General features: G+C 74.9%; 13 protein-coding genes. 5 read left to right on the forward strand and 8 right to left on the reverse strand.

Annotated elements, in window-relative coordinates:
- Positions 1–160: 160 nt before the first annotated feature.
- Both HS99_RS30720 and HS99_RS30725 read right to left on the reverse strand, forming a co-directional pair.
- A complete protein-coding gene (locus tag HS99_RS30720) occupies positions 161–1774 on the reverse strand; it encodes a lipase maturation factor family protein (RefSeq protein ID WP_078938886.1) in 1614 nt (537 codons plus the stop codon).
- 288 nt (positions 1775–2062) lie between these two features.
- Complete coding sequence (locus HS99_RS30725; protein WP_046386579.1) at positions 2063–3139, reverse strand: GAF domain-containing protein; 1077 nt, start codon at positions 3137–3139, stop codon at positions 2063–2065.
- A gap of 427 nt (positions 3140–3566) precedes the next feature.
- On the opposite strand from HS99_RS30725, the gene HS99_RS30730 reads away from it, so the two are divergent.
- From HS99_RS30730 to HS99_RS30750, 5 genes are all read left to right on the forward strand, one after another.
- On the forward strand, positions 3567–4949 hold the full coding sequence (locus tag HS99_RS30730) for an acyl-CoA dehydrogenase family protein (protein WP_063737986.1): 1383 nt from the start codon (positions 3567–3569) through the stop codon (positions 4947–4949).
- Positions 4950–5374: 425 nt separating this feature from the next.
- Positions 5375–7546 carry a sensor histidine kinase gene (locus tag HS99_RS30735; RefSeq protein WP_050366473.1) on the forward strand — a complete coding sequence of 724 codons (2172 nt, stop codon included), beginning with the start codon at positions 5375–5377 and terminating at the stop codon, positions 7544–7546.
- On the forward strand, positions 7546–7980 hold the full coding sequence (locus tag HS99_RS30740) for a roadblock/LC7 domain-containing protein (RefSeq protein WP_030280208.1): 435 nt from the start codon (positions 7546–7548) through the stop codon (positions 7978–7980). Before HS99_RS30735 ends, HS99_RS30740 begins: the two co-directional genes overlap by 1 nt.
- Positions 7977–8360, forward strand: coding sequence for a DUF742 domain-containing protein (locus HS99_RS30745; protein ID WP_030280206.1), 384 nt, complete (start codon positions 7977–7979; stop codon positions 8358–8360). The genes HS99_RS30740 and HS99_RS30745 overlap by 4 nt, the downstream gene beginning before the upstream one ends.
- Before the next feature lie 71 nt (positions 8361–8431).
- A complete protein-coding gene (locus tag HS99_RS30750; protein ID WP_030280204.1) occupies positions 8432–9007 on the forward strand; it encodes a GTP-binding protein in 576 nt (191 codons plus the stop codon).
- A gap of 70 nt (positions 9008–9077) precedes the next feature.
- Here HS99_RS30750 and HS99_RS30755 read toward each other — a convergent pair whose 3' ends face one another.
- The 6 genes from HS99_RS30755 to HS99_RS30780 form a co-directional block, all read right to left on the reverse strand.
- Entirely contained in the window at positions 9078–9548 is a 471-nt protein-coding gene (locus tag HS99_RS30755; protein WP_030551750.1) for a MarR family winged helix-turn-helix transcriptional regulator, read from the reverse strand.
- A 100-nt stretch (positions 9549–9648) separates the two neighbouring features.
- The gene (locus HS99_RS30760) at positions 9649–11622 is read right to left on the reverse strand and encodes a hypothetical protein (protein WP_030551752.1); all 1974 of its coding nucleotides are present in this window, start codon (positions 11620–11622) and stop codon (positions 9649–9651) included.
- The gene (locus tag HS99_RS30765) at positions 11619–15545 is read right to left on the reverse strand and encodes a vWA domain-containing protein (RefSeq protein WP_063737985.1); all 3927 of its coding nucleotides are present in this window, start codon (positions 15543–15545) and stop codon (positions 11619–11621) included. The genes HS99_RS30760 and HS99_RS30765 overlap by 4 nt, the downstream gene beginning before the upstream one ends.
- 2 nt (positions 15546–15547) lie before the next feature.
- Positions 15548–16747: an ATP-binding protein gene (locus HS99_RS30770; protein ID WP_030551754.1), complete on the reverse strand. Its 1200-nt coding sequence runs from the start codon at positions 16745–16747 to the stop codon at positions 15548–15550.
- Positions 16744–21816, reverse strand: coding sequence for a hypothetical protein (locus HS99_RS30775; RefSeq protein WP_030551756.1), 5073 nt, complete (start codon positions 21814–21816; stop codon positions 16744–16746). The genes HS99_RS30770 and HS99_RS30775 overlap by 4 nt, the downstream gene beginning before the upstream one ends.
- Positions 21813–22670 (reverse strand): DUF4132 domain-containing protein, encoded by an 858-nt coding sequence (locus HS99_RS30780; protein WP_030280191.1) that lies wholly within the window; start codon positions 22668–22670, stop codon positions 21813–21815. Before HS99_RS30780 ends, HS99_RS30775 begins: the two co-directional genes overlap by 4 nt.
- Between the last annotated feature and the right edge of the window lie 275 nt (positions 22671–22945).

The following is a 22945-nucleotide window of genomic DNA, read 5'->3' on the forward strand; positions in this document are numbered from 1 at the left end:
GCGGCGGACCGGTTGCGCGGGGTTGCCCCGGGGGCGGGGCACGGGGGCGCGCGGTCGGGCTGCCGGTTGTGGAGGCCCAGAATACGGGTGCCCGTTCGAGCCTTGCACGCACCCACCGCCGGAAGGGCCGGTGTCGTATGCCATACCGCCCGCCTGGCCGCTACCCGGGAGGTCCGCCCGGGTGGTCCGGCGCTGGTCCGTACGGGTGGCCGGACGGACCGCCGGGCCGCTCGCCGGGCTGGTCACCAGGGCGCTCCGCCCGCGGTGGGCGTGGGCGCCGCCGCAGCCGGTCCAGCGGGACGTCACGGACGCCGCGAGCCTGGCGGCCGAGCGGCGGACGGAAGCCGGCCCGGCCGAGGGTGGGCAGGTCGACCGGCGCGAGGTACTCGTGGAGCGCCGTGCGGTTCCACCACGCGCCGGTTTCCCGTAGTTCGCGCCATCCGGTGAACCGGTAGAGGTAGAGGGTCGCCCGGACGTGGGTCGGTGGGGCGTCGGGGAAGGGGTTGTGGCGCAGCAGCCGCAGGGTCGCCCGGTCGCCGGTCAGCAAGCGGGCGACAAAGGGCAGGAACCAGGGGCGGGCGTAGGCCGGGGAGATGCCGGCGAACCACATCAGCCAGTCCAGCCGCAGGTGGTAGGGGGCGTACTGGCGCGGGAGGCGGCGCACGTCGCCGGGTTTGCCCTTGAAGCCGTACTCGCGCCAGACGGTGTGCGGGGTGAGGACGGCCTCGTCGGTGCCCTCGACCACGACCTCCTGCCGGAGGCGGTTTACGCTGCCGAAGGCGCCGTAGGTGTTGACGAGGTGCAGCCGGTTGAAGGAGCGGTTCATCACCTGGCCGCGCGAGAGCATGTTCCGCACCGGCCAGTAGCTGAGCACCAGGACGGCGGCGGTCACGGCGGTCACCAGTACCTGGTACCAGACGGGGGCTCCGGGGAAGTCGTGGGCGTGGCGGGGCAGTCCGAGGCGGCCCGGTTCGACGGCGGCGAGGGCGAGGACGACGGTCAGCCAGTTGAGCCAGGCGAAGTTGCCGGACGCGATCAGCCAGAGCTGGGTGGCGACGACGGCGCAGGCCGCGTAGGTCGCGACCGGTTGCGGGAGCAGCAGGCCGATCGGGACGACGAGTTGGACGAAGTGGTTGGCCGCCACCTCGACCCGGTGCAGGGGATCGGGCAGGTGGTGGAAGAACCAGCTGAGCGGTCCGGGCATGGGCTGGGTCTCGTGGTGGTAGCGCAGGCAGGTCAGGTCGCGCCAGCAGCTGTCGCCGCGGAGTTTGATCAGTCCGGCGCCGAACTCGACCCGGAAGACCAGCCAGCGCATCAGCCAGAGCACGGGGGTGGGCGGCGCGGTGTCGGCGTTGCCGAGGAAGACGGCCAGGGAGCCCGCTTCGAGCAGCAGCGACTCCCAGCCGAAGGAGTACCAGGTCTGCCCGACGTTGACGATGGAGAGGTAGAGGAGCCAGAGCGCCGCCCAGAGCAGGATCGAGGCCCAGAGCGGGACGGCGTCGCCGAGCCCGGCCGCGACGGCGGCGGACAGCGCGGCGCCGCTCCAGGCGACGGCGGCGAAGAAGCGGTCGCTGTAGTGGAGGTGGAAGAGCCCGGGCGACCGACGGAAGGGGACCCGGGCGGTGAAGCGGGGCACCGGCAGCATGCCGTCGGTGCCGATGAGCGCCCGGAACTGCGCGGCGGCGGCGACGAATCCGATCAGGTAGAGGCCGGCGAGCAGGCGTTGGACGAGCAGTCGGCTCAGCCAGTAGTCGGGGGCGGCGAACCAGTCCATCCAGTCCATGCGGCCCATGCCTACCACCGGCGGCCCGCCGCGGGGTCCGGCAGGGGCGGGGGCGGCGGACGGTTCACCCGCTCGGCCGGAGCAGCGGGGCGCCCGAAGCAGCGGGCAGCCGGAGCAGCGGGTGAACTGCCGTGAGCCGCTGGCCCCGAACGGCAGCGTGGCGGGGAGCCTCTCCTCGGGGGTGAGAGGCGCCCCGCCACGGTGGTGGACGGTACGGATGGTGCGGAGGGCTGGTGCGGCCGCGGGCCGCGCTGCCGCGCACGGGCGACGGTCGGCCGCTCAGCTCGGCAGGACGAGTCCGGACCCACCGGCGGCACCCGGTCGAGCGGTCGGCGTGACGGCGCCGTTCTGCTGGAGCCGGTCGACCAGCAGTGCGGCCAGCGTGCCGAGTTCCTCCTCGGTGCGGGACTGGGCGGTGACGTCCATGCCGACGGTGAGGACGCCGTTGACCTGGCCGGTGCGCGCCACCCGCAGCGGGGTGCAGGTGAAGCTGAAGATCTGCTGGATGCGCTGTACCTCGGGGCGGCCGGACTGGATCCGGACGTCGTTGAGGACGGTGGCGCGACCGGTGTGGTACGCCTCCGAGACGGCCTGCTGGAGGCCGGCCGCGCCGAGCTGCGGGTAGGCCGTGCCGATCGATCCGTACGCCACCGGGGGGCCGAAGGTGTCGGCGTGCTGGGCGTTCGCGTAGCGGATCTCCTGGCCGGGGCCGTCGGTCAGCATGATGGGGAACGGGGAGCCGTCGAAGGCCGCGAACATCTCCTGCTGCTGGGCGAGCAGGTTGTCGCGCAGCCGGATCTCGGACAGCAGCGCCTCGGCGAGGTGCTGGATGTCGCGCAGGCGCTCGCGCCCCCACTGCCGGGGTTCCCGGTCGAGGACGCAGACGGTGCCGATGACGGTGTTGGTGTCGTCGACGAGCGGGGCTCCGAGGTAGGCCCGGACGCCCAGTTCGTCCACGACGGGGTTCCCGGCGAACCGGGGGTAGGCGAGGATGTCGTCCAGTGCGAGGGGCGAGCGCTGGGCGACCACGTGCGGGCAGAAGCCGTGGCTCATCGGCATCTGCCGGGTGGGAAGGTCGAAGGCGATGCCCCGATCCGCCCACGACGCGCCTTCTTCGGCCGCGACTTCGGCGGTGTTTGGCGGGATGTAGAGCCCCCGGAACATCTGGCGCTCGTCGTTGATGAAGTTGACCATCGCGATGGGAGCGCGGGTGATGCTGGCTGCCAGGTGGGCGAAGCGGTCGAAGGCCTCGTCCGCGGAGGGTTCGTTGAGACCCAGGCTGCGCAGCCTGCGGGTCCGCTCGGACTCCCCGGCAGCACCCGGGAACTGGCCTTGAGTGCTCATCACATCAGTCATGGCGCACATGTAATCAGACATCCGGGCGTCGCGGTGCTACCGGGACCGATCGTCTTCCTTGCTGATGAACAGTCAAAGCGGCATGTGAGCGACCCCGTGGTGGGCGCAGAAGCGGGGCAAGGTCAATCCCCACCCGGCACGCCCGCAAAACCAGTCGCCGGCGTGACGGGCCGAATTCCGCCAATCCAAGATCGACTATGTGTGGAGCCCATGTACACATATGACAATGAGCCCTGCCGAAGACACGGACGGTAGTTTCCCTGCCCCACGGGAGACCCGATCCAAGGTCCGCATGCACCGATGGCTTCGACGCGATCGGCACCGCCACACCTCCACACCCCCACCCTCATCTCGCAGGGGGCGCGGCCGGAGCGGCATCTACGGCGTGAACGGAGGCACGACACCCACCGGAACGAGAGGACCCAGCATGGCGATGGACTACTTCACCGACGAGCGACACGAGAGCCTCCGAGCGGAGGTCCGTGAGTTCGCGGAGAAGGAGGTACGTCCTCAGGTGGCCAGAATGGAGGCCGACCGGGAGATCGAGTTCGAGCTCTCGCGGGAGATCGCCCGCCGGGGCTGGATCGGTGTCACGATCCCGCGCGAGTTCGGCGGTCTGGGCCTGGGACACCTCGCCAAGACGATCATCGTGGAGGAGCTGGCCCGCGTCAGCGGCGCGATGGGCGCGATGGCGCAGGCCTCACAGCTCGGTGTCGCCAAGGTCATCCACTTCGGCTCCGACGCCCAACGGCGCGCCTGGCTGCCGAAGTTCGCGTCCGGCGAGTGCTTGCCGACGATCGCGGTCACCGAGCCGGAGTCCGGCGGCCACGTGCTCGGCATGGCCGGCACCGCCCGCCGCGAGGGCGACGAGTACGTGCTCAACGGCCGCAAGGTGTTCGTCGGCAACTCGCACATCGGCGACGTCCACGGGGTGGTCTTCCGCACCGACCGGGGCAGCAAGGGCCTGTCCGCCTTCCTCGTCGAGAGCGACCGGCCCGGCTTCCGCACCGGCGCGGTCGGCACCCAGGGCGGCCTCCACGGCTTCAGCTTCGGCGAGCTCGTCTTCGAGGACTGCCGGATCCCGGTCGGCAACCGGCTCGCCGAGGAGGGCCAGGGCCTCGACGTCGCGTACTCCTCCTCCACCCTGTACGGCCGGCTCAACCTCGGCGCCGTCGCGCTCGGCATCCACGTCGCCGTGGTGGAGGACACCGTGCGCTACGCGGAGGAGCGGGTGCTCTACGGCAAGCCGATCGGCCAGCTGAACAGCATCGCGCTCAAGCTCGGCGAGATGCAGTCCCGGCTGATGACCGCCAAGTTGGCCGCGTACCACGCCTCGCACCTGCTCGACCGCGGCAAGGCCTGCGACGCCGAGCTGATGAACGCCAAGCTCATCAACACCGAGTACGCGATGGACTCGGCGCGCCAGGCGATGGAGATCTTCGCCGCGCGCGGCACCCAGGAGGAGCACAACATCATCCGCTACCTGCGGGACGCCACCCACATCTACGCCCCGGCCGGCACCTCGGACGTGCAGAAGCTGCGGCTCGGACAGGTGGCGGCGGGCACGTACGGCAAGCAGTGGTCGGACGAGCTGTCCGACCTGACGAGCTGGGCGTGGACCGAGCTGAACCAGCTGGAGTCCGGGGCCGCCGCGGCGTCCACGGTCTCCACGGGCTTCGCGGGCTCCGTGGCTCCTGCGGCCTCCGCGGGGTCTGCGGCGTCCGCGGCCTCCGCGGCCTCCGCGGCCTCCGCGGTGGACGGCCGGTACCGGCGGTACGGCCGGGTCGTGCCGCTCTCCGCGGCGAGCTGATCCGGCGGAGGAACCACCGCCCGGGCGGTGGCGAACCTTCGGCACAGCGACGGTCCGACCTGGATGGTTTGACCTGTTCCTGACGGCTCCCGGAGAGGCCTGCCCGGCCTCCCCGGGAGCCGTTCGCGCTTCACGGCACCTGTACTGAGCTGCGGCGTTCCGTTGGCGAACACTCCGGTCGGAACCGGTCGGCGGTGCCATCACCCGTTCACATATCGTCAGTTGATGTTGCGATGAGGCCACCTGGGACTGATAGGTTTCCTGCCGTCGGCGGCCGTGCTGCACCCCGCGCGGACGGTGACACCGCGTCACCCCGTCCGGCGACCCCGGCCTCGGCGCCCTGAAACCCGGTCCGGTCCGCTCGGGCCGATCCGCCGTTCGGCCCGAGTCCCGGCCTGCAACTCGGCCCTGCAACAAGGAATCAGATGCCAGGCATATCGGCCCCCCGCACGGGCCACCGCGCCGGCCGGTCCGGCTCCCTCCGCAGCTCGCTCCTCGCCCTCGTTCTGGTCCCCAGCCTGGGCCTCGCCGCCGCCTGGGGCTACGCCGCCTACCTGCTGCGCGACGCCGGGAACCGCACCGCGCTGGTGGCCGGCACCGCCGTCGTCGCCGTGGTGCTGCTGGTCAGCCTGATCCGCGGCGTCCGGGCCGCCCGGGCCCTGTCCGCCCGGCTGGCCGTACTGCGCACCGACACCCTCGCGCTCGCCCAGCAGGAGATCCCCGACGTCGTCGGGCGGCTGCGCGCCGGGGAGCCGGTGCCCACCCCGCCCACCTGGACGCCCTCGCGACGGGTCGGCGACGAGGTCCAGCAGACCTCCGACGGCCTGGCCGCCGTCCGGCAGGCCGCCGTCGCCGCCATCGTCCACCAGGCCCAGGGCCGCGAGGGGACCAAGAAGGTCTTCCTCAACATCGCCCGCCGCACCCAGATCCTGATCCACCGCCAGATCAGCATGCTCGACGCGCTGGAGCGCGAGCACGAGGAACCCGAGCTGCTGCGCGAACTGTTCGCGGTCGACCACCTGGCCACCCGGATGCGGCGCAACGCCGAGAACCTGGTCATCCTCGGCGGCGCGCTGCCCGCCCGGCGCTGGCGCAACGCCGTGCCCATGGTCAACGTGCTGCGCAGCGCCGTCTCCGAAACCGAGAACTACGCCCGGGTCGTCGTCCAGGGCGTGCCGCGCGCCTCCCTCAGCGGGCAGGCCGTCGCCGACGTGATCCACCTGGTCGCCGAGCTGATCGAGAACGGCACCACCTTCTCCCCGCCGTACACCCAGGTGCAGGTCTCCGCCCAGGAGGTCCCCAAGGGCCTGGCCGTCGAGGTGGAGGACCGCGGCCTCGGCATGACCGAGGAGGAGTACGAGCGGCTCAACGAGTACCTGGCCAACCCGCCCGAGCTGGACGTCTCCGCGCTCGGCGACGACCTGCGGCTCGGCCTGTTCGTCGTCGCGCGGCTGGCCGCCCGGCACGACATCCAGGTCACCCTTCGGCCCTCGCCGTACGGCGGCACCCGGGCCGTGGTCCTGGTGCCCTCGGTGCTGCTGGAGCAGGCCGAACACCCGGCCGCGGTACCCGGACTGCCGTCCGGCGCCCGGGTCACCCGCACCCCGGTGTCGGAACCACGGCCGTCGGACGGTGACTTGGGCGAGGTCGACGAGGAACTGTCGGGCGCGCTGTCGGGAGTGCTCAGCGGGCTGCTCGGCGGTGGATCGGCCGGACCGGCTGCGGGCGCTGATGCGGCTGCGGCTGGTGCTGCGGCTGCCGATGGCGGGACGACCGCGGACGTCGCCCCCGGTTCCGTCGCCTCCGGGGAGGAGGACGGCGGGGTGACCATCGGCGAGCTGCTCGGGCGACAGGACGGTGGGACCGGTGGGGCCGCTCCCGAGAACGCCGGACTGCCGGTCGGCGCCGAGATCCCCGGCCTTCCCGGCGCCGTGGTGGTCCCCCGGCCCGCGCTGCCGCGTCCCTACGACCTGCCGACCGATCCGTCGGCGGAGCCCGTGGCGGGACTCGCACCGGGGCTCGTAGCCGGACCGGTGCCCGGTGCCGCCGGTGACGTCGGCGTCCACGGCGGCGTGCCGGGGCCGCTCGCGGACTCGGCCGCCGGGTTCGACGGGGTTCCCGCCGACCGGTCGACGCCCACCCACGAACGCCCGCAGGAGGACCACGTGGAGCACGGCCCGGACGGCGAACTGCGCACCCCGCGGGTCCTGCCGCAGCGGGTCCGCAACGCCAGCCTCGCCGAGCAGCTCCGCGAGGCCAACGCCCCCGGCGGCATGATCCCGTCGCCATCGGATCCGGCCGCTCCGCCTTCGCCGTACGGAGCCGCAGCGCCGTACGGAGCCCCGGCGCCGCACGGGACTCCGGCGCCGCACGGGGCCCACGCCGCCCCGAGCGGCCCGCGGTTCGGCGAGGCCGACGCCCCCTCGCCGGCGCGCTCCCGCGCCACCATGGCCGCCATCCAGCGCGGCACCCGGAGCGCCCGCGCGGCCGGTTCCGAACCGGACGCGCCCGCCATCGCCCCCCAGCCGGCCGCAGCCTCCGCCCCCGAGGAAGCCGCGGAAGCCTCCGCCGTTCAGGAAGCCAAGGAACAGCAGTGATGACGCAGCAGCAGACCGAAACCCAGCGCGACCTCAACTGGCTGCTGGACCAGCTGGTGGCGCGGGTACCCGAGACCCGCCACGCCATCGTCCTCTCCGAGGACGGCCTGCTGGTCGGCATGTCCCAGGGCCTCGACCGTGCCGACGCCGAACACCTGTCCGCCGTCGCCTCCGGCCTGCAGAGCCTGGCCCGCGGCGCCGGGCACCGCTTCAACGGCGGGCGGGTCCGGCAGACCGTCGTCGAGATGGACCAGCTGTTCCTGTTCGTCACCACCGCCGGACAGGGGGCCCGCCTCGCCGTGCTCACCAGCGAGCAGGTGGACGCCGGGCTGATGGCCTACGAGATCAACATGCTGGTCAAGCAGGTCGGCCAGTACCTCACCGCGGCGCCGCGCAGCGACGCGGGCCAGGTCGGCGCGGGTGGCGGTGCGTGACCACCGCCGACGCCGACGAGGGCTGGTTCTACGACAAGGACGCCGGCCACCTGGTCCGCCCCTACGCGATCACCAACGGGCGCACCGGCCCGGTCCGTGACGGCTTCGCGCTCATCACCCTGGTGGTCACCGCCGACCCGCGCGCCGACACCAGCCGGTTGACCCCCGAACCGGCCGCGATCCTCGACATGTGCCGCGAACGCCCGCTGGCCGTCGCCGAGATCGCGGCCAGCATGGACCTGCCGGTGAGCGTGGTCAAGGTGCTTCTGGACGATCTGGCGGAGGCCCGGCTGATCCTCACCCGGGCCCCGGTCCAGCTCGCCGAGGCGCCGGACATCTCGCTGATCCAGGCGGTGATCGAGGGTGTCCGCCGGCTCTGACGGACGGCGACGGCCCGGCCCCGCTCCTCCCCGCCTCGTAAAACTCCCAGTTCCCTTCCAGGAGACCCGAAGTGACGACCCAGAGCCTGGTGCCGGGCGCGGTCAAGATCCTCGTCGCCGGCGGCTTCGGCGTCGGCAAGACCACCATGGTCGGCTCGGTCAGTGAGATCGAACCGCTGCAGACCGAGGAGCGGATGACCCGCGCCAGCATCGGGGTCGACAGCCTCGAAGGCGTCCAGGACAAGTCCACCACCACCGTGGCGATGGACTTCGGCCGGATCACCGTCCGTGAGGACCTGGTGCTCTACCTCTTCGGCACGCCCGGGCAGTTCCGGTTCTGGTTCATGTGGGACGACCTCGCCCTCGGCGCCCTCGGCGCGATCGTCCTCGCGGACACCCGGCGGCTCGAATCCAGCTTCGCCGCCGTCGACTTCTTCGAGCAGCGCGGAATCCCGTTCGCCATCGGGGTCAACTGCTTCCACGGCCGCCGGGAGGCCACCCCGGAGGACGTCCGCCGCGCCCTCGACCTCGGGCCGGAGGTGCCGGTGGTGCTGTGCGACGTCCGGGAGCGGGCGTCCAGCAAGGAACTGCTGCTCGCCCTGCTCGACCGGGTGCACCGGGACGCCCTGGCCGCCGGGCGGCGGTGAGGGCCACCGCCTCCCGGCATCGGCGAGGGCACAGCACCCCGGTACCGGACCGCCAATTCGGTTAATCCGGTTAATCCGGTACCGGGGGCTGTGCCTTCGCCGGGGCGAGCTCGGCGAGCGCGTCCACCAGCGGGGCCAGCTCGGGGAGTTCGGCGGCCTGCGTCAGGGTCGCTTCCAGGGTCGCGTCGTGCACCGGGCGGGCGGCCTCCAGCAGGGCACGGCCCGCCGGCGTCAGCTCGGTGTAGATGCCCCGCCGGTCGTCCGCGCAGAGATAGCGCCCCAGCAGGCCGCGGTCCTCCAGGCGGCTGACCAGCCGGGTGGTCGCACTGCTGCTCAGCGCCGCGGCGCGGGCCAGCTGCTGCATCCGCATGTGCCAGCCGTCCTGCCGGGAGAGTGCCTCCAGCACCGTGTACTCGACCACCGAGAGCTTGTGCTCCGCCTGGAGCGCCTTCTCCAACGCGGCGTCGATCAGCCCGTGCAGTGCGGCGAGCGTCCGCCAGCCACTGGACCGGACCTCGGCCGCGTCGTCGCGGATGGACATGGCTCGCCTTCCCTTCGTGTTGCTCCGTGCGCCTCTGGTATCTCCTCTCCCACAAGTATGCCAGTTTGCGCCGATTATCAGTCTCTGCAAATACTTCGGCTCACATCCGCGCCGGCTGACGGGTGCGGTCGGTGGCTGTTCCGTCGGCTGCCCAGGCGGCGTAGCAGAGCGCGGTGGCCAGCGCCTCCGTGTAGACGGCGGCGGCGAGCCAGGCCGTGGCGAAGGCGTCGTGGTCATCCGGGACGACCCGGCCGAACACATCCCGCCGATGGTCCGCCGCGGCCGCCCGCAGGCCGTCCAGGAGCTGGGCGGCGGTGGACAGTCCGGCGACGCGCAGCAGGCTCCGGTCGGCCGCCGCCGTGGCCGCGCTCGGGGCGAGGGCGGAGCGCCCGGTGGTCACCGCCTGCGCCACCCGGCGGGCGAGCACGTGCACGGGTGGACCGTCCGGAGGTGTGGTGGGGAGCTCGGGTAGGGGCCCGACTGGGTGGTCGGCCCGGGGAGCGGGGGCCTGGAGGTCGGCGGCCTGGAGGCGCTCCAGGCCGAGGTTGGCCCGGCCCGCCCGGTCGGCGGCGAGGGCGAGGCGGACGGGCCCGGGCTGGTCGGAGCCGTCCGGGGGCGTCCCGATCGCGAGCAGGCGCAGTTGCGGGCGGTCGGCCCGCTCCAGGCGGCCGATCAGCCGGAGCCGCAGGCCGTGCGCGGTGGCGAGCAGGGCGAGGTTGGCCCGGAAGGCCAGGTCCGGGTGCTCGTGCCCCGGGAGCAGCGCGATCACCAGGTCGCTCCCCGCGACGCGGGCGAGCAGTTGGGCGGCTCCGCCGGGCGCGGTCGGGGCCGCGCCCAGCAGGGTGACGTCCAGGAAGAGCAGGTCACTCCCGGCCGGGCGGCTCTCGTACGGCAGCTCCTGCGCCGCCAGGGCCCGCGCCACCTGCGCACCGGGCGGCTCGGACCACAGCCCGTCCACCGGCTCCGCCGTCCAGTCGGCCCCGGCCGCGCGGACCGCCCGGACCGAGGCCCCGGCACCCAGCCGCCCGCCGGCCGACCTCGTCGCGCCCTGGACCGCCAGTCCGGCACGGCTGAACTCGCGGTGGCTGAGCGCGGCATCGCCCAGCCGCACCGTACGGTTGCCCGCGCCGACGGCCAGCGGGGCGGCGGTCGCGGCGTCACCATGCGGGGTCACCTCGGCGACGGTGCTGAGTCGGCCTCCGGCGTCCACCGCCCAGCTGACCGCGCCGGCGTGGGTCGCGGTCAGCACCGGCTCGGCGAACAGCCCGTACAGCCGCAGGCCGCCCTCCTCGGCATAGGCCTGGCGGGCGCTGCCTCGCAGCTCGCCGAGCGGGGTGGGCTCGGGGGCGCCGGAGGCGCCGAAGGCATCGACGGGCGCGCTCAGGGCCACGGTGAGGCCGAGCAACTCGCGCAGGCCCGACACCAGGTCCACCAGCCGGTGGTCGGGCGCGCCGGAACGCGCCGCGCGCACCCTGGTGACCACCGTGACCGCCGCCGCGGCCGGACGATACAGCCCCGCCAGGCGCGCCCGGTGCGCGGCACGCAGCAGCTCGGCCTGGGAGACGGCGCCCGCGCCGCTCACCCCGGCGGCCAGCAGGGCACAGGCGGCCCGGTGGAGGTGCCGGGCGGCGGCGAGTTCGGACGGGGTGAGGGCAGCGGGTTCGGGTCGGAGCACGGGTTCCGGCGCTGACGGGGTTTCGGGGCCCTCGGCTCGAGGGGCATCGACTCGAGGGGCATCGGCATCGGAGGATTCGGCGCCGCCCTCGATCGCCTCCGCCAGCGGGCAGAGGGTGACGGCGGCGGCGCGGTGGACGCAGGCCGGAGCCAGCAGGCAGCCACAGCGGACGGAGGCCGGGTCGGCGATCACTCCGCCCGGGGCGTGCAGGACGAGCAGGGCCTCCTCGTCCACCCCCACCCGCCACTCGTCACCCTCCCGGCTCAGCGGCCGCTGGGCCAGCTTCGCCGCCGCGCCGTCCAGCCGCTTCTGCAGCCGGGCGCTCAGCCCGGACACCACCTCGGCGACCACCTCGGGCCGGACGCCCGGCCAGCCGTTCTCCTGCGTCGTCGCGTTCATCGGACCTTCTCCCCCACCCAGCGGGCCAGTTCCAGCGGGCTCAGTGCCGCCACGGGCATACCGGCCGCGACCAGCTGGCCCGCGACCGACTTCGAGTACCGGGCCGTCCCGGTGTCGTCCAATGCCGCGCAGCCGAGCAGGTGCACGCCGGAATCCACCAGTGCCCGGGTCTGGGCTAGCAGCCCGTTGACCGGGCCGCCCTCCTCGAAGTCGCTGACCACCGCGATCAACGTCCTCGACGGCACCGTCACCAGCTCGCGCGCGTAGCGCAACCCGGTCGCGATGCTGGTACCGCCGCCGACCCGCACCTCCAGCAGCAGGCTCAGCGGATCCGCCACCTGCTCCGTCAGGTCCAGGACTCCGGTGGAGAAGGCGACGAAGTGGGTAGTGAGCGACGGCACCCCGGCCAGGATCGCGGCGGTGAGCGCCGCCCAGACCGTGGAGGCCTCCATCGAGCCCGACACGTCCACCACCAGGATCAGCCGCCAGTCGTTGGCCTGCCGAGCCCTGGTCCGGAACACCGGACGCTCCGGCACGATCAGGGTGCCGACGCCGTCCGGTGCCGGACGGGCGGTGGCGAGGTTGGCCCGGATGGTCCGCTGGAGGTCCAGCCCGCCGCCCGGACGCCGCGACGGGCGCGGCACGCTGATGCCGGTCAGCGCGGGGCGCAGCCTGGTCGCCAGTTCGCGGCTCAACTCGTCCACCAGCCGCCGCACCAGCGGGCGCAGCCGCGCCACCCGGGCCTCGGGCAGGCCGCCCGCATGGTCCAGCACCGTCCGCAACAGGTCGACCGACGGGCGGACGGCGGACGGGTCGATCGCCTCCAGGACATCCGTCCGGCCATGGGCGACGGCGGCCGCCAGCACCTCCTCCCGCAGACCCGGGCCGAACAGCGCCTCCAGTTCCTCGGCCCACTCGCGCACTCCGGGGAAGGGCGCCTCGCGTCCACCCCGGTCGCCCAGGCCCGGGCCGGAGCCCTCACCGCGTCCACTGCCGTACAACTCGTCGAGCGCAGTGGCGAGTCGGGCGCTGCGACCGGACAGGCCGCCGCTGCCGGGACGGCCCAACAGCAGGCGCCAGCGCTCGGCGGGAGTGAGGGTGTGCGGTCCGGTGCCCGGGGGCTGGGCGGTGGGTGTGGGTGTGGGTGCTGGTTGAGGGGTGGGGGCCGGGTCCGGGGTCGCCTGCGGTGCCAGGCCGCGACGGGCCAGAACCGCGCGCGCGGCCAGGTCCGCGCGCACCCAACTCGCCACCACGGCAGGATCGGCAGCCTCGGGCAGGGCGGCGAGACGGGTGCCGAGCCGCTCCTCGACCAGGGCCAGCAGCCGGTCGCGGGCCGCCGGGCTCAGCGTGTCGAAACCGCCGCGCAGCGCGGGCAGCCGGTCCAGGAAGGCGGAGTCGGACAGTGACGTCACCCGCTCCAGCACGGGTTCGAGCGCCTCGGGCGCGCTGTCGAACAGCCCCTCGGCCGCGGTCAACAACCCGACCAGCGCCCGTCCGAGCAGCTGCCGCGCCCGTACGTCGGTCGCCCCGTCCACCCAGGACGCGGCCCGGCCGCCGAACACCCCGGCCGGCTCCTGCCCGAGCAGCACCCGCACCGCTCCGGCCGCACCCCGCACCAACGGACTCCCCCGCTCCGCGAGTTCGCCCAGCACGTACCCCAGCCGCACCCCGCCCAGCCGATCGGCCCGCCGCGCCAGCTCCACCAGCGCCCGCGCATCCGCCGGATCGTCCGACCCACCCAACCCCTCCACCTGCCGCACCGCAGCGGCGGTCAGCAGCTCCACGGCAGCAGGGAGGGCGGTGGCAGGGCGGTACGGCTCGGGAGCGATTGGGCAGACGATGGCCGCGGGCTCCCTGACAACCGTGCCGGTACGAGGCGTTCGACCTCCCTCACACGACACGACCTGCGAATCGGTGGAAGGCCGCGCCCCGGTGGCGGGCGGTAGCGCGGTGACCAGTCCGGCATCGCCAGGACTGCCCGAACCGATCGCTCCGGCGGACAGCAGACCTGCGGCAGACCCGGCATCACCCCGGCCACCCGGGACGACCACACCGACGGGCGGTAGCGCGTCGGCAGGCTCGGGATCGCCCGGCCCGACGTCACCTTGAACGCTCGGGACGGCTGCCCCGGTGGGTGGTGGGGGCGGGGTGTCCGGGGTGAGGCCGGGGAAGTGGCCTGCGGTGAGGCGGTCGAGAAGGGTGAGGGCGTCGAGGAGGTCGGGGAGGGTTGCGGTGGTGGGGAGGGTGGCGGTGAGTTGGGTGAGGCGGGTGGTGGTGAGGGCGGGGAGGGCGCAGGAGGCGGCGGCGGTGAGGCCGTCGATGATCTCGCGGGGCGTGGGGTCGTCGCTGAGGCGGGTGCGGAGGCTGCCCTCGGCGGCTTGGGCCGGGGTGACGCCGCGGGTGCCGGCGACGGTGAGCAGGGCGGCGACGGTGGGGGTCCAGTGCAGGCGCCAGCGGGTGCCGAGGGTTTCGGTGCCGCCCGGGCCGGTGGTGGCGACGGGCTCGGCGTAGGGGACGCCGCAGGCCGTGAGCCGGTGGAGGAGGATCTCGCGGCGGCGGTCGAGGGGGCTGCGCAGCGGGTCGAGGCGCAGTTCGCGCGGGCCCGGCTCGGTGGGGCCGGGGAGGCCGAGCTCGGCGAGGAGGTTTTCGACGGCGGGGGCGAGTCCGCTGCGCGGGGCGGCGGGGGTGGGGCGCCCGGTGCGGGTGCCGACCAGGACCTGTTCGAGCGCACGGGCGACGGCCCGCCCCCGGCCGAGGGGTTCGCCCTGGGCGAGGACGGTCTGGACGGCTTCGACGAGTTCGCCGCGGCCGGGGGCGGCGTGGCCGCGCAACCGGGCGAGGTCACCGGCGAGGCGGACGATCTCCCGGGCGTCGGCCGGACCGGAGGGGTGGTCCTGGGTGCGCAGGGCGGCGCAGATCCGGACGGCGGTGGCGGTGAGCGCCTCGGTGAGGCGCTCCGGGTCTCCGCCGGCGTCCAGGACGGTGTGCTGCCACTCCGGGTCGCGGATGCCCGCCGGGTAGCCGGAGCGGGCGTCGAGCAGCGGGTAGGTGTACGGGATCAGCGAGAGGACGTGCCCGGGGTCGTCCGGGCCGGGCGGTTCCTCCGGAGAGATCGGGCCGTCCAGCAGGGCGGCGGCGTGGAAGGAGCCGACGACCACGGCGATCCGGCGCCCGCCGGCCGAGGCGGCCCGGATGCGGGCACGCATCCAGGCCTCGCGGCGCAGGTCGTACGGGTCGACGCCGGGGCCGGTCTCGGCGTCGTGGCGCAGGGCCCAGCCGACCAGGAGGGCAGCGCGCCGGACGGCCTCCGGGGTGGAGCCGGGGGCGGCGGTCTCGACCAGCCGGTCCCAGAGGTCCTCGTCGCAGTCGCGGCCGGTGAGGCGGTGGCGCAGGGCGTCCGCCACACCGGGGGCCGCCGGGCCTTCCACCGTGCCTTCCGCCGGGCCATGATCGCGGGCACCGTCGCCGGCGGCGCCCCCTGGGGCGGTACGGTGGGCGAGCGGCAGGTCGCAGGCGATGGCCTCGACGCCGTTGCGCCGCGCCCAACGCAGGGCGACGAGCTCCGGGGAGAAATCGGCGAACGGGTAGAAGGCGAGCCGACCGGAGTCGTCCGGACCGGCCGGGGCGGCGGCCAGGGCGACCGGGGCCTCGGTGGCCTCGTCGGCGAGCCGGTCGAGCCAGGGCTGGAACTCGGCGGGCAGTTCGACCAGGACCACCTCGGGACGGGCGGCGTCGAGCAGCGCGGGAAGGACCGCGCTGAGGGACGGCGCGTGGTGGCGCACGCCGATCAGGTAGGGCCCGGGACGGTCGGTGCCGGAGCCGGCCAGCCGGTCGGTCTCGACGCGGACGTCGAGGTCGGTGGCAGGTTGTCCGCCGGCCCCGAGGCGGCCGTCCGGGGTGGGCTTCACCGCGCTGCTCGTCATCGTCAGGCCTCCAGCGCCGAGCGGAGGTCCCACAGGGTGCGCCAGGTCGCGGCGCCCTGTTCGGCGCGGCGGCGGACCGGGCCGTCCCAGTAGCCGAGCAGCCGGGCCGCGTCCGCCGGGTCGTCCTTGCGGACGACGCCGAGGAGTTGGCCAGGCAGGCGGCCGAGGAGGTCACCGCCGTCGGGCAGGTAGGCGGCGGTGACGCCGAGTGCGGTGGCCACGGAGACGGCCTCGGCGGTGCTCATCACGGTGGACGGGCGCTCGACGTCCCAGCCCTCGGTGGAGCGGCCGGTGCGCAGGTCTCGGAAGGCGGTGACCAGCGCTTCCAGGACCGCGTCGTCGACGGCGTAGCCGGCGCCGGCCCGGGCGACGGCGGTGGTGGACTGGCGGCGGACCAGTTCGACCTCGGCGGCGAGGCTGCCGATCGGGCCGACCGTCTCGAAGTTGAACCGCCGCTTGAGGGCGGCGGACATCTCGCTGACGCCCTTGTCCCGCAGGTTGGCGGTGGCGATCAGGGTGAAGCCCGCGGCGGCGTGCAGCTGCCCGTCCGGGGTGCCGGCCAACTCGGGGACGGCGATGCGCCGTTCGGAGAGCAGGGAGACCAGGGCGTCCTGCACCTCGGGCAGGCAGCGGGTCACCTCCTCGACCCGGGCGACGGCCCCGGTGGTCATCGCGGTGAGCACCGGGGAGGGAACGAGGGCTTCGCGGCTGGGGCCCTTGGCGAGCAGCAGGGCGTAGTTCCAGCCGTACTTGAGCTGGTCCTCGGTGGTGCCGGCGGTGCCCTGGACGGTGAGCGCGCTGGTGCCGCAGACGGCGGCGGCGAGCAGTTCGGAGAGCATCGACTTGGCGGTGCCGGGCTCGCCGACGAGCAGCAGGCCGCGCTCCCCGGCGAGGGTGACGACGCAGCGCTCGACCAGGGCGCGCTCGCCGACGAACTTGGGCTCGATCACCAGGCTGCGGCGCCCCGCCTTGAGCTTCTCACCGCCGCTGCCCATGACGAAGGTGACGACGGCGCGCGGGGTGAGGCGCCAGCCGGGCGGGCGCGGGCCGCTGTCGTGGGCGGCCAGGAACTCCAGTTCGGCGGCGTGCTTCTCCTCGGGCGGGACGATCTGCCGCTCCGCGGTCGCGGTGTTTGCGGCGGTCGTGGTCCTCGCGGCGGTCACGGTGTTCGCGGCGGTCGTGGGGGTCTCGGTGGCGGTCATCGGCAGGCCTTCCTGCGCTTGCCGGTCTGGAGCTCTTCGTAGCCGGGGGCGTCGCCGTCGACGGTGCGCTGCCACGCGAGGGCGAACAGCTCGGGGACGGGCAGGTGCGGCAGCACCGGCTGGTGGGTGGGCAGTTCGTACAGGGCGGCCTTCCAGGTCTCCACCGGCAGGGCGGGCGACTTGGCCTCCTGCCAGCCGCCGGGCAGGAAGAGACTGCGGCCGGCCCGGGCCCGTTTGGCCTCCAGCACCAGTCCCGCGGCGGCGAGTTCGGCGCGGGCGCGCTTGAGCCGGGCGGGCTTCCAGCCCGTCCAGCGGGCGGTGTTGCGGTCGGTCGGGTCGGGCAGTGCGAGCAGTTGGAGGTGGAGCGCGGCCGCGTCCTCGCCGATGCCGTGGGTGCGGGCCACTTCGGCGACCAGCTCGGGGGCGGACAGCTGGGGGTTCTGCAGCCAGGCCGCCCCGTCGCCGGTGGCCGTCACCGCGGCGGCGGAGGCGGCCAGGCGCTCCGGTTCGCCGCGCAGGACGGACTGGATCGCGGCCCGCTCGGTGCCGAACCAGTAGCTGTCGGAGAGCCCGTCGAGCAGTTCGAGCAGGGGGTCGTCCGGGCCGGTGAGGGCGGCCGGGCGCAGCCAGACCCGCTCGAACTCGGCGTGGTACGGGGTGAGGACCAGCGCCGGGCCGCAGCGGACCAGGCCGTCCGGGTCGGCCCCGCCCTCGGCGGGCAGGCCGAAGTGGGGGCGGAGCACGGCGGCCAGCGAGGCGCCCTTGGCGGTCCGGACGAGGTCGAGGTCGAGCAGCAGCTCCGGATCGGCCAGCCGCTCGCGCAGCGCGGTGGCGGCCCGGGGCATCAGCGGTCGCAGCGGGCTGTCGGCGGGCAGGTGGTAGGCCAGCCAGCGCAGGGCGCGGATGGTGGTGCCCAGCGCGCCGGAGGCGGGGACGGCGGATGCGTCCTCGGGCGCCAGTTGGGGGGTGCCGTGGCCGTCGCCGGTGAGCCGGAAGGTGGTGGTGCCGGTCAGCCAGGGGGTGTGGCCGGGGTTGAGCACCGCCTCGATGGTGGTGATGGGGACGCCCTGGACGGTGGCCTGGGCCTCTTCGGGAAGGGTGACGAGCCGTCCGAAGTGGCGGATCCAGGCCTCGGCGCCGGCGGCGAGGTCGGGGCCGTCGGTCCACAGCCGCTTCGGGTCGTCGGTGGGCAGCAGGGCGGCCCAGACGTCGGCGATGCCGTCGTGGTCGTGTCCGCGCAGCCAGTTCTGGGCGGCCCTGACCTCGGCGGGCTTGAGGTCGTACTCGGCGGGCACCTGGGCGTTGCCCCAGTGCAGGAGGCCGGGCGGCGGGCTGAGCAGCAGGGTGGCGCGGGTGGTTCCGATGCCGGTGAGTCCGGCGAAGGCGGCAGCGCGGGCCGCGTCCCATGGGACGGCCTTGCGCAGGGCGGCGATCCGACAGAACTTGGCGGTCCAGGCGGCGCCGACCCGCTCCTCGGTGCCGCGCTCCTCGACGGTGGTGAAGTGGGCGACGGGGCCGAACTCGCCGCTCGGGTCGTGGTCGACGGCGAGCCAGTGCACCGTGCCGTCGGTGTACTGGCGGCGGTGGCCCAGGATGATCACGGTGCGGTCGCCGCGGCGCAGCACCTCGCCCTGGCGGTGGGTGGCCGGCCGGCTCGTGTTGGTGCGGTCGGCCGGTTCGGCGAGGACGATCTCGCGCAGGGTGGCGCCGCGGTCGGCGAGCGGGCCCTTGGTGAGCTCGCCGAGCAGCAGCACCAGCGAGGAGCGGTGGGCCGGGTCGGTGAGCGGCGCGGCAACGGCGTGGGCCAGGACGTCCAGCCGGCCGAGCAGGTGCAGCCAGCCGTGGTTCGCGTCCCCGCCGTGCACGGCGACGGTCGCCGGGGTGCTCCAGCCTTCGCCGCCGGCGGCGGGCGGATCGGCGAGGACGGTGCTGACGGCGCGCAGGTTGTTGAGCGTCCAGCAGCGGTCGGAGCTGCCCCAGCCGCCGCCGAAGCCGCCGATTCCGGGCAGCACGGCGCCGACGGCGTCGCGCAGTTCGTGGTCGTGGCCGTGTGGGGGCCGCCACTCGGCGGCCTCGGCCTTGGTGGGCCGTTCGGCGTCGGGCTGCGGGAGGAAGCGGGCGGTCCGGTCGAGCAGGTCGGCGGCGGCGCGGGCGAGCCCGGCGACGCCGGCCAGCAGCAGCGGGTGGGTGATGCCGGGCAGGGCGGCGCCGACCGCCTCGACCGGCAGGCTGTTGCGGGCCTCGCCGCGCTGGGCGAGCGGGCGCCGGACCCCCTGCACGGTCAGCCAGCGCTGTTCGTCCGCCGGGACGGGTTCGCTGTCGGTGGGCCAGGCGAGGTCGATCAGTCGGGCGGCCTGGTCGGTAGTCAGGGCACGCAGCACCCGGGAGCCGGCCTCGTCGCGGGGCCGCAGGGAGTGCCAGTGGTCGTACGGCGGGACCAGTGCGGTGCCGGCGGCGGCGAGTTCACCCGCGCGGCAGGAGCGCAGCCCGGCGGTGCGGTCGGCGCGTTCGGCGAGGTCGGGCAGGCCGAGTTCGAGGAACTCGCCGGTGCGGCTGACCACCGGGCCCTGCGCGCCGGGCAGGGCGAGTCGGCCGACCGGAAGGATGTGGGTGTCGTTGCGGTCGTTCAGCGGCAGCACGATGCGCTGCCCGTCGGCGGTGAAGGTGGTGACGGCGCGTCCGGCGTCGCGCCGGACCCAGCTGCCGAGCACGGTGCCGTCGGTGCCGAGCGGGGTGCCCGCCAGGCCGGGCTGCATCGGCAGCAGACCGGTGCTGCCGAGGACGAGCGGGCCGGCCTCGGCGGTGGCGGCGATCACGGGCGGTTCGGCGGTGCGGCCCAGGGTGCCGGTGGCCGGGTCGAGTTCACGCAGCACGGGGCCGCCGTCCGGCGCGTGGCGCAGCGTCCAGTAGCCGGTGCCGTCGCCGAGAACGGGGTGTTCCTCGGGCAGCCGGGTGTCGCCGGGGTGCAGCGGGCGCGTGCCGGTGGTGCGGCCGCCGCCGGGCAGCGGGAGGGAGGCGACCTCCGGGTGGCGGTCGCCGTAGTGGTAGCCGGCGATGGTCCGGCCCTCCAGCTCGAAAGTCCGGTCCGGCCGGTTGGACCAGTACGCCTGCTGCTTCCCCGCCTCGGACCAGACGACGAGGAGTTCGCCGTCGACGAACCGCAGCCGGGGCCGGTTGCGGACGCCCGGCAGCGGGGGCACCCGCAGGGTGTGCTCCAGCAGGATGCCCTGCGGGCCGACCACGAGGGCCTGGTCGCGGCGGGCGAGGATCAGGTACGGCCAGGCGTCCTCGATGATCAGGTCGTTCAGGCCGCGGGTGCGGTGGCCGGGGGCGGTCGCCGGGAGGGCGTCGGGGGCGGGCGGGTCGGCGAGCCTGCCAAGCGCCTCCTCCAGGGCGGGCCAGCCGAGTTCGTCCAGGATGCCGGCGCGGAGGGCGCGGGTGAGCAGCCCGGTGACGTCGAGCGCGGCGATCCGCTCGGCGGCGGCCGGGGCGACCGTGCGGATGGCGGTGCGGAACTGCGTCAGCGAGCGGACCAGGTCGTCGGCGCCGGCCAGGCCGCGGACGGCGGCGAGTTCGTCGGCGCGCTCCTCGGCCCACTCCGTGAACAGCTCCTCCAGCAGCGGCAGGACGGCCGCCCCGCGCTGGACGGCCGGGTCCCAGGCGGACGGGGCGGAGCGGCGCAGCAGCGGCCGGAAGCGCTCGTCGGCGGCGACGGCCGCGAGGGCGTCCGCGCCCTGGCCGCTCTGGCCGACCCACTCGCGCAGGTCGAAGCCCATCAGGTCGGCCGGCGGGTCGGCGACCGGCACGCCCGCGGCCAGCAGCAGGTTCAGCAGGTCGAGTCGGGTGTGGCTGGCGCGGATGCCGGTGAACAGGTCGACCGGGACGGCGTCGGCGCGCAGCCGTTCGGCCATCCGCCCGGCCAGGGCGAGGGTGGCCGGGCAGCTGGGGCGGCTGCGCCAGCCGCGGCCGAGGTGGTGGCACCAGCGCTGGAGCCAGGCGGCGGCGGGTTCGGCGCCCTCGGGGCGGGCGCCGGTGAGCAGTTCCTCCGCGCCGGTCTCGGCGAGGACGGCCAGCCAGGCGGTGTCGTACGCGGTGGAGTCGGTGCCGGAGGCGGCCGGGTCGGGCAGCAGCTCCAGCAGGCGGGTGCGGACCGCGGCCTCGCGCCGGCCCAGGTCGATCAGTGCGCCGTGCCAGGACTTCCAGAACGCCGCGGGCGCCCGGTTGACCGCCGGAGAGTCCAGCAGCTCGGCGAGCAGCGCCCGTTCGTGCTCGGGGCGGTCCAGCCCGGCGGCCCGGATCAGCGCGCGGGCGTCCTCGGCGACGCCGGCGTAGGGGGCCATGCCGGCCGCGGAGCGCTCGGTGCACAGCTGGCGGAAGCGCTGCCAGGCGGTCAGCGGGTCGAGCCGCTGGGCGAGCTCCTTGACGTACTGGCGCAGGGACTTGACGGTGAGCGCGCCAGCCAGGGCGAACTCCAGGAAAACGGCGCGCAGCCGCTCCTCGTCGACGGCCAGGTTGTGGGTGCGCTCGGCCTCACGGGCCCTGCCGAACCAGGCGGCGGCGTACGTCCGGTTGTCGTGGGCGAGGAAGATCCGACCGACCTCCTCGCAGAAGGTGGGCAGGAAGTGCGGCACGGCGCGGCCGAGCCGGGTGGCGAGCGCGTCGAAGCCGTCCTTGGCGGCGCCGGGCTTGGAGCGGGCCTGGCGGGCCAGCCGCTCCAGGTCCTTGACCAGGGCGAGCGCGTGGTGCCCGTTGGCGGGGTCGTGGACCAGCGCCCAGGCCGGAAAGCCGAGGGCCTCCTGGCGGACCTGGCCGACCTCGGCGGGCTCGCCCTCGGGGGTGAGGCCGAGGAACTCCAGGGCGAGGTCCTCGGCGCGGCCGAGGGCACCGGGCACCAGCCGGACGATCCGGCGGCCGTCCAGGGCGGGGTGGGCGTAGCCGCGGGCGGTCAGCACGTCGGCGGCGCTGTCGGGGCGGCCGGCGCCGGGCAGCGTGCCGGGTGGGAGGACGGCTCCGGCGTCGAGCAGTGCCTCGGGCGTGGTGGCGCCCTGGTTCGGGACGGTGATGGTCATGCGGCTTCCTCCCCTTCGATCGTGCGGCCCGCGTACAGGGCGGCGGCCGTCCTCATGCCCTCGGACCAGGCGACCGGCCCGACCTCGGCGAGCGGCAGGGCGCGGCCGTCGGGGCCGGCCCAGCTGAGCGCACCCGTCTCGCAGGCGTCGTACTCGTAGTAGTCGCCGACCCACACCCGGGCCTCGACGGTGCGGCCGCCCTCGGTGATCGGCTGGACCGCGGAGCCGCCGCGGACCCGGCAGCCGAGCCGGGTGCAGCGCCCGACCAGCTCGCGCAGTTCGCGGTAGCGGCCGCCGGCGTAGGTGGTGACCTCGGTGCCGGCCGACGGCTCGTCGGGCCGGTGCCAGACCTCGCGGTAGAGCTGCTGGACCCGCTGGGAGACGCCGAGCTCGACGGCGAACTCGCGCAGGTCGTCGAGGTCCGGGAGCAGCACCGGGTGGGGTATCAGGACCTCGCCGTCGGTGAGGCGGACGGTGTCGCCGTCGAGGTCGACCAGGCCGAGGCCGCGCTCGGCGTCCGCGTCGCGCAGGAAGCCGGCGACGGCGCCGTCCGGACCGGTGACCACGACATCGCGCAGGACGGCCCGCCAGGCCTCGTCCGGCCAGACGGCGGCGAGCACGGCGGCGGGCACCGGCAGCGAGCGCACCATCCAGCGCTCGACGTCCTCCTGGCAGCGCCGCTCGTGCGCGGCCAGCCACTCGGCGAGCTGCTTGAGCTGGGTCACCACCGGGTCGTCACCGAGCTTCGACGGCACGGACTTGAGCGCGCGCCCCGCAGCGTTGCGGCACACCACCCTGCCCTCCTCGTCGAGCGCGACGCGGTACCCTCCCGCGTCCGTCTCCACCCATGCCACGGCCGTACTCCTCCCACCGGGGAACGTCGTTCTGATCACCGGCCGGCCAGCGGAACGCCTGCTGACCAGCGATGCGAGGAACGTAGCGAGGGGTACTGACAACGCGACGGGCGGGGGAGGCTCTCGGTGGGCAGGGGCTTTGAAACCACTCGAACGAGTGAGCGATCAAGCTGGGGATGGCTCGGTCCGCCGCCTCGTACGGTGAGGCGGCCGCCCGCACCGCGCGGGGCTACGACGTCGAGTACCGCGAGCTCAACGGCGGCCACGACTGCGCC

The sequence above is a fragment of the Kitasatospora aureofaciens genome (assembly GCF_001188955.3).
Classification (GTDB): Bacteria; Actinomycetota; Actinomycetes; order Streptomycetales; family Streptomycetaceae; genus Kitasatospora; species Kitasatospora aureofaciens.

Bases quoted from the DNA above. Each gene is read 5' to 3' on its own strand.
- HS99_RS30775 (WP_030551756.1), bottom strand. From the start codon at position 21,816: ATGACCATCACCGTCCCGAACCAGGGCGCCACCACGCCCGAGGCACTG.
- HS99_RS30770 (WP_030551754.1), bottom strand. From the start codon at position 16,747: ATGACCGCCACCGAGACCCCCACGACCGCCGCGAACACCGTGACCGCC.
- HS99_RS30720 (WP_078938886.1), bottom strand. From the start codon at position 1,774: ATGGACTGGTTCGCCGCCCCCGACTACTGGCTGAGCCGACTGCTCGTC.
- HS99_RS30740 (WP_030280208.1), top strand. From the start codon at position 7,546: ATGACGCAGCAGCAGACCGAAACCCAGCGCGACCTCAACTGGCTGCTG.
- HS99_RS30755 (WP_030551750.1), bottom strand. From the start codon at position 9,548: ATGTCCATCCGCGACGACGCGGCCGAGGTCCGGTCCAGTGGCTGGCGG.
- HS99_RS30730 (WP_063737986.1), top strand. From the start codon at position 3,567: ATGGCGATGGACTACTTCACCGACGAGCGACACGAGAGCCTCCGAGCG.
- HS99_RS30735 (WP_050366473.1), top strand. From the start codon at position 5,375: ATGCCAGGCATATCGGCCCCCCGCACGGGCCACCGCGCCGGCCGGTCC.
- HS99_RS30765 (WP_063737985.1), bottom strand. From the start codon at position 15,545: ATGACGAGCAGCGCGGTGAAGCCCACCCCGGACGGCCGCCTCGGGGCC.
- HS99_RS30725 (WP_046386579.1), bottom strand. From the start codon at position 3,139: ATGACTGATGTGATGAGCACTCAAGGCCAGTTCCCGGGTGCTGCCGGG.
- HS99_RS30760 (WP_030551752.1), bottom strand. From the start codon at position 11,622: ATGAACGCGACGACGCAGGAGAACGGCTGGCCGGGCGTCCGGCCCGAG.